Annotated in this window: 3 protein-coding genes and 1 pseudogene; 1 reads left to right on the top strand and 3 read right to left on the bottom strand. The window is 69.0% G+C overall.

The window, feature by feature from the left end; genetic code table 11:
- From ACFVT1_RS33790 to ACFVT1_RS33780, 3 genes and pseudogenes are all read right to left on the bottom strand, one after another.
- Positions 1–177: transposase (locus ACFVT1_RS33790; RefSeq protein WP_389802568.1), on the bottom strand; the 177-nt coding region annotated here is incomplete at its 3' end.
- Between the two features lie 514 nt (positions 178–691).
- Positions 692–2461, bottom strand: a complete 1770-nt coding sequence (locus ACFVT1_RS33785; protein WP_389802558.1) for an FG-GAP-like repeat-containing protein — start codon at positions 2459–2461, stop codon at positions 692–694.
- 613 nt (positions 2462–3074) lie between these two features.
- Positions 3075–3545: pseudogene (locus ACFVT1_RS33780) on the bottom strand (MFS transporter); the annotation flags it as partial.
- Between the two features lie 632 nt (positions 3546–4177).
- Between ACFVT1_RS33780 and ACFVT1_RS33775 the strand changes: the two are divergent.
- Positions 4178–10513, top strand: coding sequence for a DNRLRE domain-containing protein (locus ACFVT1_RS33775; protein WP_389802555.1), 6336 nt, complete (start codon positions 4178–4180; stop codon positions 10511–10513).
- The last annotated feature ends 14 nt before the right edge of the window (positions 10514–10527 follow it).

The following is a 10527-nucleotide window of genomic DNA, read 5'->3' as shown; positions in this document are numbered from 1 at the left end:
CTGATGGTCCACACCCAGGCGCCCGGCCATCGGCTGCATCGACTTCCGACGCCCGTCCAGCAGCAGACCCCGCAGGTAAAGGCCGCCCTTCACTCGCTGGTCAGCACGCGCCAAAGGCGCGAACACCTCCCCAGCAAACTCCTCCAACCGGCCCCGACACACGGCGAGTTCATCCACCCTCATACCATCAGGAAACCACCAGAAAGGCCCCTTGCCCAGAGACGTAACAAAGCCCTACTAGGGGTTTTCGTTTGGATCAGGCCGGACCCGCGAGCCCGGCGTGATCCAGACGTAAGACCCTGGTGCTGTGACCGCATGGGTTCACCGGGTTGGTGGTCGGGGCAGTCGGATGCGCGATGACGTCCGATCCGACCGGTGGCGGTTACGCCACCGGTGTGCTGCGTCCAGGTCCTCCAAGAGGCGGAGCACCGCCTGTGGATGGGGCCTCCCGGACCACCCTCGCACACGCGCAGTGGCGAGCCCGGCTGGTGAAGGCGCTGTACCGGGCACTCGACCAGTGTGACAAAACCGGGCCGGTCCCGGCCCCCTGACCGCCTGCAGCCTCCCCGCAGCTCAGGCACAAGGAACCCCTGGCAGGTGGATCCGGCCAGGGGTTCCTCCGGGAATGTTCTCCGTTCCGGCCATGTGCCGAACACGCTCCCGGCGGCGCGGGGCCGAAGGGAACGCCGGATCAGCCGACGGGGACCGGTGTCGGGTCGATGCCGGTTGCAGTGCCCCGGAACCAGACCGCCGTGCCGTCGGCGCGGGCGGCTGCCAGGTCGGCACGGCCGTCGCGGTCGAAGTCGCCCGCCGAGACGAGGGCCGGGTAGGCGGACCGGGCGAGGCCCGAGCCGATCTTCACCCGGTTGCTCGTGGCCCAGCTACCGGGGTCGAGTTGCCCGTCGTCGCCCTTGGCCCCCCGCACGGCGAACAGGTCGCCCGAGGAGTCGTCGCGCACCCACAGGTCGGCGGCGCCGTCCCCGTCGGTGTCGCCGGGGACTATGACGGAGACCGAGTCCCAGCCGCCATCGCCGACGAGGACCGGCTCGCCGGCCATGTCCAGGTAGCCGGAGCGGCTGCCTTGGTACGCCCAGAGCTTGCTGCCCTGCTTGACCAGCAGATCGGGCTCCCCGTCGCCGTTGAGGTCACCGGCGTCGGCGATGTCCTGGGCGTCGGCCCAGTGGTTGTTGCCGGTCCACGCCGGATCGTCGCTGGAGCAGCCCAGGTGCGGGTCGGCGACCGGGCAGAAGACGTCCAGCAGCATGGCATCGTGCGAACGGACGGTGCCGAGGCCGGTGTTCGGCACGACCTTGAGCTGCTTCCCCTTCAGTGCCTCGTTGTACTCCAGCACCAGCAGGTCGTTGTAGCCGTCCTCACCCCAGTCCCCGCCGATGGCGATCCGGGTGCCGGGAGCGAACGTCGCCCCACCGTCGACGGGGGCGGCGAAGGTGCCGTCGGCCCGGCCGGCGGAGAAGCGGAGGCGTCCGTCCGCGTCCAGGCTCCACAGGTCGCGCAGGCCGTCGCCGTTCAGGTCGCCGGCGGTGTCGCGGACGCCGCCGTTGCCGAGCGCCCAGATGCGATAGATGGCCTGGTCGGAGCGGTTGCCGGCCTTGTCGACGCTGTAGGCGTAAATGGTGTGCGGGCCGGAGGAGGTCGGGGTGAGCACCGCGTCGGCGCCGGGGGCCACGGCCGTCTCGCCGAAGTCCCAGTCCGACCAGTAGATGATCTTCTCGATGTTGGTGGCGCCGCCCGTGCCGAAGGTGAAGGTACCCGGGGTACGGGCCTTGCCGGTGTGCTCGGGGGTGCCGTTCGAGGCGTCGGGGAACTCGGGCGAGCTGATCACCGGCGGCGCGGGCCGGGCCACGACGGTGTCCAGTTTCGCGGTCGCCGGATCGAAGTGGTTCCAGGCCGCGGTGTCGGACTCGTTCGCGGCGAACAGACCCACGGTGACGGAGCCGAGGCCGTCCGCCGCCTCCTTGACCAGTGCGGTCGCATCGAATTCGAGCTCGCCCGCCGGGCAGCCGCCGGGACCCTCGGCCGCCTTCGCCGTGGCGAGCTTCACGCGCTTGGCAGGCTGGTCCTTCCAGGTCGTCTTCGCCGAGATGGCGCCGGTGCTCCACAGCTCGACCGGCTTGGCCGTGCAGGAGGCCGCGCCCGTGTTGCTGATCCGGAAGGTCGCCCTGGAGACCGTGGCGCCCTTGAGCGCGGTGGTGTCCAGCTGGACGTACGAGCGGGACAGGCCCCCGGCGGCGCCCTCGTTGCCGACGCGCAGATCGCCGGCGGCGTTCCAGTAGGAGCGATTCGGAGACTTCTTGGACACGTGCGTCCACGCCTGCGCGCCGACGGAGCTCTCCCCCGGCCCCACGGCGGCCGAGGCCGTCGCCGCTCCGGCCAGCATGCCCGTCACGGCAAGCCCTCCGGCCAGGGCGAGCGAGACCGCGCCCGAAACTGTTCTCACCATGCACACTCCAGATGTCGGCCAGTAGGGGCCGACCCTAGTCGCACACCCGACCTACGGAAGAACGAATACTTGAGCCCGCCAACAGGGCAGTGACCAGCCCGGGTTCCCACCCGGAGGCTGCGCCGGCAGGGCCGAACCCTGCCGGAGAGCGGCTGCCGTTCGCCCGGTGCATCCGCCGACGTCACTCCGGAGTCCCGCTTCCGCACCACGGGCGCGCTGTTCCGGGGGCGCACAGCCCCCACAACCGCAAAGGCCGTTCCCGTCATGCCCGCCCCCGGCCCAGGTGAAGGCACTCGGCCCCGCGCGAATGCGCGGCGCGTACCGGGACGAGACGGCGTCTTCGGCCGACGTCAGCCGGGCTCGTGCCCTTGAGCGGCCGGCCGACGAGCGGGTCGGCCGGGCGGGGCGGACCGTTGTTCAGCGATGCCTGGGGCGTTCGGCGTGGACGTGCAGGTTGGGGCGATTGTCAGCGCCACCCCCAACAGTCGGCTGCGACTTGGCACCGGTGGGTGATGGAGGGTGGTGGTTCTCGTGCGGTCCGAGGTGCTTCGGGCGTTCCGGTTCACGCGGGACCCGACCCGCACCCAGGCCCGTGCGGTGGCGGCGCCATGGACACCAACTGATCGCGTTTCACCAGCCGTACGAGAGAGGTCTGGTAGGCGACGTCGAAGAACACGGACAGGGCCCCGACGGCGAAGGCGACCACGAGCAGCGCGGGCAGGCCGAGCCAGCCGAGGAGGCCCGCCGACGCGGCGGCGCCCAGTGCCAGGGCCCGGCCGGCGTCCGTCAGCACCATCACCGTGCGGGTCCGCCATCCGTCCACCCACGCGCCGACGAACAGCGAGAGCAACAGGACCGGCGCCTGCCCCACCGCGCGAAGGACGCCCAACTGGCCGGCCCCGGCGCCCAGTGTCAGGACGGCGAAGAGCGGCAACACCAACAGGCTTGCGTGTTCGCCTAGTTGGGAGACCGTCTGCCCCAGCCAGAGACTACGGAAGTCGCCGTCCCGCCACAGACTTGAAGGAACAGGCCGACCGGAATCGGACACATCAGATACATCGGAGGAAGCGGACGGCACGGGGATCCCTTGGGTTGCCGACAACGAGGCCCGTCACCCGGCGCGCGACAGGTGCACCGATGGCGCGAGGCAGGGGAAGGCTCGCTGTGCTGCAACATCAAGGGCAGCACGCGATGACCGGCCGGTCACGGCCTACAACGTCAACGCGTGCTCGGACGACCGGGCATGTCTCGACTCCTCGTGGATCACTCGCCGAGCCCGAACACCAGCCTTCGCCGACCAGGCGGAGAAGTGGCCGGACCGCACCGAGTGCGGGAATCGTGCGGAACACCTGCCGGCCGTGCGGAGCGGCGAAGCCGACGCCTTGTCAACTGGGCGCACGAAGCCCCGCTCACCACCTCCCTGACCAGCGGAATCTGTCACCGCACCACCCGGCTCACACCCCTGCCGGGCACCGCCCCACCCGTACGCGGGTGACGCGGTCGGCCACGTCACCGCTGCGGCCGGGGCAGAGGCGTTCAGGTCAACAAGCCTTCGAGACACCCTGATAGACGGTTATTTCGGCCCAAAATCCCCCCGAGTCGGGCTCGTTGCGAGACAAGGTGGGCAGACCTGTGCAAGCGGGCTTATTTTTACGTGTTCAATATGTGAAGATCATTTGTGCCTGTCGTGGGCACGTTCATCACGCAAGGATCTTCATGAACGTTTCATCTGGACGCAGACGGGGCTCTTCGCCCCCGTCCCGTCTCATATCCCGGCGGCTACGGGCGATCGCGCTCGCCACCTCCGCCCTGTTGGTCGCCGAGGCCGTGGTCACCGTGGGCTCGGCCGGAAACGCCGTGGCTCTGTCCCGGTCCGCACCCACTCAGTCGGCAAAGACGGCTCCCGCAGCCGGGCAAGGGCCCGCCGAGGCTCAGGACCCCGCCTCGGCCGCGCTGGCGGCGCGGCTGCAGAACCGCCGGATCGAGGTTCTCTCGGCACGCACCGAGACATCGACCGTCTGGATCAATCCGGATGGTTCGACCACCGAGGACACTTCGTCGGGGCCTGTGCGCTTCCGTGACGAGGCGGGCAACTGGCGTGACATCGACATCGATCTGATCAGGGCCGCCGACGGCACGATCGAGGCCGCGTCCCATCCCCTGGACCTGGAGCTGGCGGGGAAGACGCCTGCCGCGAAGGCCGCACGCGTCCTGGCCTCCGACCACGAGCCCGGTCACAAGGACACTCCCGCGGTCCCGCTGCTCAGCCTGACCTCCGACGACGGCAGGCCGATGACGCTCTCCTGGCGCGGCGCGCTGCCCCAGCCCGTCCTGGACGGGACCCGGGCCCGGTACGTCGACGCGCTCACCGCGACCGACCTGGTGGTGGAAACCACCCGCACCGGGTTCGAGCAGTCCCTCGAACTGAAGGACCGTTCCGCCGTCGACGCCAACGGTTCGGTCACCCTCACCCTCCACACGCCGGGTCTGACGGCGAAGGAGGGGGACGACCGGTCGGTGTCCTTCGTGGACACCCGCACCGGCAAGCAGGCGGCTGTGCTGCAGGCTCCAGTGATGTGGGACGCACGCACCGACCCTCGCACCGGTGAGCACACCCGTATCGCCGACGTGGGCCTGAAGGTCACGCAGAGCGGCGACGACGTGGACCTGACCCTCACTCCCGACGCGGAGTTCCTCGCCGCTCCGGACACCGTCTTCCCCGTGACCGTCGACCCGGCGGTCAACCTGGGGACGACCTTCGACGCGTTCGTCCAGCAGGGCTACACCACCGACCAGTCGGCATCCACCGAACTCAAGCTCGGAAACAACGGAGCCGGTCAGATCGCCCGGTCCTTCCTGCAGTTCAAAACAGGCTCGGTGCAGGGGCGCAAGATCCTCGGCGCGAAGCTGAACCTGTGGAACCACCACGCGTGGACCTGCAACTCGGCGGGTTCGGGCAGTTGGGAAGTATGGCGCTCGGGCACGGTGACCACAGGTTCCCGGTGGACCGCGCAGCCGACCTGGATGGAGAAGTTCGCCACCTCCACCGCCACCAAGGGGGCGTCGGGCTGCGCCGCCGGCTGGGTGAGCGCGGACATCACCTCCATGGTGCAGCTGTGGGCCGATCACACCGCCACCACCCATCATCTGGGGATCCGTGCCACCGACGAGGAGAAGGCACAGGGCTGGAAGCGTTTCCATTCCGGTGACGCGGCGTCCGGCACGCCCTACATCTCGGTGACGTACAACTCCTATCCGACCAAGCCCAGCGGTACCGCCATCTCCCCCTCGACGGTGAACGCGTACAACGGCAAGCGCTACGTCACCTCGCTGACGCCCAGGCTGTCGGCCAAGCTCACCGACCCCGAGGCCGGTTCGGTCAAGGGCCAGTTCGAGGTCACCCCCGACCCGGCCTACAAGGACGCCGGAAGCTACACGTACACCGCGACGAGCGCGGCCGTGGCATCGGGTGGCACAGCGAGCATCACGATCCCGACCGCGTCCGCGTTCCCGGCCGGTTCGCATCTGCGGTACAGGGTGCGCGGCCACGACGGCACCGTCTACGGCGACTGGACCGGATACACCGCCTTCGTCATGAACACCGGGCTGCCCGCGGCACCGCGCATCGAGTGCGAGCCCTACGCCAAGGACACCTGGAGCGACAAGGACCCCGACGGCGCCGAGTGCGTCCTGGACACCACCTCGACCGACGGGCAGGGCTATCTCTGGGGACTCGACGACCCGAAGGTCCCGAACCGGATCAACGACACGGTCGACGGCAACGGCGGTGATCCGCTGACCGTCACGGTCAAGCCCGCCAACGGCTGGCACACCCTGTACGCCAGAACCGTCGACTCCGGCGGCAACATCTCCCCCGGCAACCCGGCCGAATACGCCTTCGGCGTCGGTGCGGACGGGGCAGCGGTGCTGTCGCCGCACGAAGGTGACAGCGCGGCTCGCCGCTACCGTCTCGCGGCCAAGGGGCTCACGTCCTACACCGGGGTGACGTGGGAGTACCGCCGCGGACCCGAGGACCCCTGGCATGTCGTGCCCGCACAGTACGTGGCCACCGCCGACGGCAAGCTCTCCGCCTGGCCCGCCAAGGTCACCGGGGGAAGCTCCACCGGCCTGGTGTGGGACGCGGCCGAATCGCTGGCCTCGGACGGCGTGATCGAGCTGCGGGCCGTATTCACCGACGGGAGCCGCAAGGGCTATTCCCAGACCGTCGGGACCACGCTCGACCGAGACGCCGGAAGCGCTCCGGCGGGCGCGGTCGGCCCCGGCTCCCTCAATCTGCTGACCGGCAACTACAAGCTGTCCAACACCGATGCGACGGCATTCGACACGTCGGTCGCCAGGACGTACTCCTCCCGCAAGAACGAGTCCGAGGAGGAAGGACTGGCACAGATCTTCGGCCCCGGATGGCTCTCGTCGGTGACGGCGGCCACGAGCGGAGCCGAGTACACGCAACTCATCAAGTCCTCAGCCACGGCACTGCAGTTGCTCTCCGCCGACGGATCCTCCGTCGCCTTCACCGCTGTGGCGGGCGGTGGGTGGAAGCCGGAGAAGGGCGCCGAATCACTCTCCTTGACGGGGGCGTTCACGGGCACCTTCACCCTGCGGGACACCGATGCGAACGTGACGGTGTTCAAGCGTCTCAGCGAGAAGGCGTCGAACTGGATCGTCTCGTCGAGCGCGTCGGCGGTGGACGATTCGGCCGTTGTCACGTTCTCGGAGGAGATCTCGGCCGCCGGCAGAACACTCTCCCGTCCGCGGAGCGTCGTATCGCCGAACGAAGCCGTCCCGGCCGACGTCTGCCGGACCACCCCCTCCACCAAGGGCTGCCGCGTCATCGAGTTCGTCTACGCCGGGGAGACCAAAGCCGCTGGCACCGTGCTGGGTGACTACAAGGACCAGGTGTCGTCCATCAGACTCTGGGCCACCGACGCCAACGCGGCGAAGGCGAGCGAGGAAACGGTCGCGCGCTACGCCTACGATGCGTCCGGCCGGCTGCGCCAGGTGTGGGACCCGAGGCTGCCTGCCGAACAGAGGACCGAGTACACCTACGACTCCGACGGGCGCGTTCGTACCCTCAACGAGTCCGGCCGGCTCCCCTGGACATTCACCTACGGCAGCGCCGGTCCGGCCGCGATCGCCGGGGAGGGCATGCTGCTCGGCGCTTCCCGTCCGGCCCTGAGCGAAGGGTCGGCGACGGAGACCTCGGGAACCGCCGCCACCACGATCGTGTACGGCGTACCGCTGTCGGGTGCCCGCGCACCGCACGCCATGAACCAGACGGCAGTGGCGGCATGGGGCCAGGACGCGGCCCCCACCGACGCGACCGCGATCTTCCCGCCGGGAACCGCGCCGGGTTCCAGCAACGGAGAGGACCTGTCCAAGGACGCGTACCAGCACGCGAGCATCTCGTACATCGACGCAAACGGCCAGGAGACCAATACCGCGGAACCCGGCGGCGCCATCACGACCACCGAGTACGACGAGTACGGGCACACCGTCGCCGAACTGTCGGCGGGCAACCGGGCCCTCGCACTGGGAACCACGGCCACGGCAGCGGACACGCTGGCATCGCTGGGGCTGGCCGAACTCGGCACGGCGGAAAGGGCCCAGCGGCTGTCGACCGTCTCCTCCTTCGACCCGGGCAACCAGCGGTTGACCGACACCTACGGCCCGGTCCACGAGATCGTGCTGGTCAAGGGGGTCGGTGACGTGCTCGCGCCCGGGGACACGGTGCTGGCTCGGGCCCACACCTCGTTCCGGTACGACGAAGGACGCCCGGCCGACGCGGCCGTGCAGGACGTCATCACCTCCTCTGTCGTCGGAGCGTCCATCGAGGGCTTCACCACCGACGCCGACGCGGTCGTCAGCAGGAGCACCTACAACTGGTCCACCGGCGAGGAGACGTCCAGCACGGAGGACGCACTCGGGGCGGCGGTGACCACCAAGTCCGGCTACACGGACGCGGGCCGGCTGATCACCACCAGCCTTCCCGCCTCGAACGGGAAGGACGCCGGGACGCTGCGCTACCAGTACTACACCGCCACCGGCACCGGACCGTGTGCGGGAAGAACCGAATGGGCGGGGCTGCTGTGCCGGACGGAACCCGCAGCCGCCATCACCAACGGCGGTGCCAACCCGAACGCACTCGCCACCACTGTGTACACCTACAACCGCTGGGGAGGACAGGCGACCCGGATCGAGTCGGTCGGCTCGGTCACCCGCAAGGTCACGGTCGAATACGACAAGGCCGGCCGCGTCGTCGCCTCCGGCGTCAGCGGTGAGGGCGAAGCGGTACCGGACACGCTGACCACGTACGACGCGGTGAGCGGACAGATCGCGAGCAAGTCCTCGGGCGGGCGGACCATCACGTACCGCTACGACGCCCTCGGCCGCGTGATCGCCTACAGCGACGGAGCCGGGAACACCACCACGACTGCGTACGACAGCCGGGACCGGGTCACCAAGGTCACCGACTCGGCGCCTTCGAGCACGACGTACGCGTACGACGCGGCGGACCGGCCGCGAGAGATCACCGACTCGGTCGCGGGCACCTTCACCGCCGCCTACGACATCGACGGCAACCTCACCACGCAGACCCTGCCCGGCGGCTACACGCTCTCCGTGGTCTCCAACACGGCAGGGGTGCCCGTCAGCAAGGAGTACACGACGCGCGCCGGAGAAGTCGTTCTCGCGGACTCCGCGCAGTTCACCGTCCACGCCCGGCAGGCCGGGCATACGCAGTCGGACGGCATCTCCGTCCGAAGCCAGTACTCCTACGACGGCGTGGGACGCCTCGTGAAGGCTGCGGACAGCACGGCCGACTCCTGTGTCAGCCGCGACTACGAGTTCGACGCCAACAGCAACCGCACCAAGCTGACGACCCGTACGGACGACTGCGACAGCACCACCGACGACACCCGGACCGAAATGGTCCCGTACGCCTACGACTCGGCGGACCGGCTCACGGGCGGCGCCCGCACCTACGACGCCTTCGGCCGGACGCTGACCAGCGGCGGCACCGAGCTGTCCTACTTCGTCAACAACCTGGTCCGGACCGAGACCAGCGGCGAACGCCGCAAGGTCTGGGACCTCGACGCGGCGGGCCGGCTCGGCCGGTCACAGGACCAGACGCGCACCGCCGACGGCACATGGGCCGCGGGCGACACGGTCGTCAACCACTACAGCGACAACGAAGAAAGCCCTTCGTGGAGCAGGACCGGCGACACGATCAGCCGGAACGTGGAGGACCTCACCGGAAACCTGGGGGCGATCACTGCCGCCGGCGGCGATGTGGTGCTCCAGTTGACCAACCTCCACGGTGACGTCGGGGTCCAGCTTCCGCTCGACCCCACGCAGGTCCCGTCGGTCCTGCGCTACGACGAGTACGGCAATCCGCTCCTCAATACCGCGTCGGCCCAGTACGGCTGGCTCGGTGGCGCCCAGGTGGAGAGCGACACCCTCGGTGGATACGTCCGCATGGGTGTCCGGCTCTACGAGCCGGGAACCGGCCGATTCCTCCAGCAGGACCCTGAGTACGGTGGAGGTGCCAACGCCTACGTGTACTGCGACGGCGACGGCGTCAACTGCCAGGACGTCGACGGGTTCGCCAGCTATTACCTGAACTACGATCTCGGAAAGACAGCGGCCAGCGACAAGAGCGTCTTCAATTACTGGAAGAGTCACTTCAAATCCATCTTCCCCATACCCGGCCGCCCCGGGAAGATCACCAAGAAGGGCCAGAAGTTCACGCTCCGGCCCGTCGTCGCCGGCATCTCCATGTATTTCCCGGTGAAGGTCAACAGCATCACCAAGAGCTATCTCCAGCTGGGTGCCCGGCCAGGGCACCCGGACTGGCCGGGAGGCTGGATAGGATTCGACCTCTTCAAGAAGAAGGGGAGGATGAAGCTGGAGGTACGGGGCTACCTCGGAGGACTGGCGGCCATCGCCAACCGGAGCTTCAACCAGGCCAGAGCCAAGCCGTACTGGGACAAGCTGGCCAAGAACCTCCGCAACACCGTCAAGAAGAAGTTCTAGGGATGTCCGTTCCG

Source organism: Streptomyces sp. NPDC057963, assembly GCF_042887155.1.
Classification (GTDB): Bacteria; Actinomycetota; Actinomycetes; order Streptomycetales; family Streptomycetaceae; genus Streptomyces.
The sequence above is the reverse complement of the archived record's forward strand: the minus strand, read 5'-3'. Positions and strand labels throughout refer to the sequence as shown.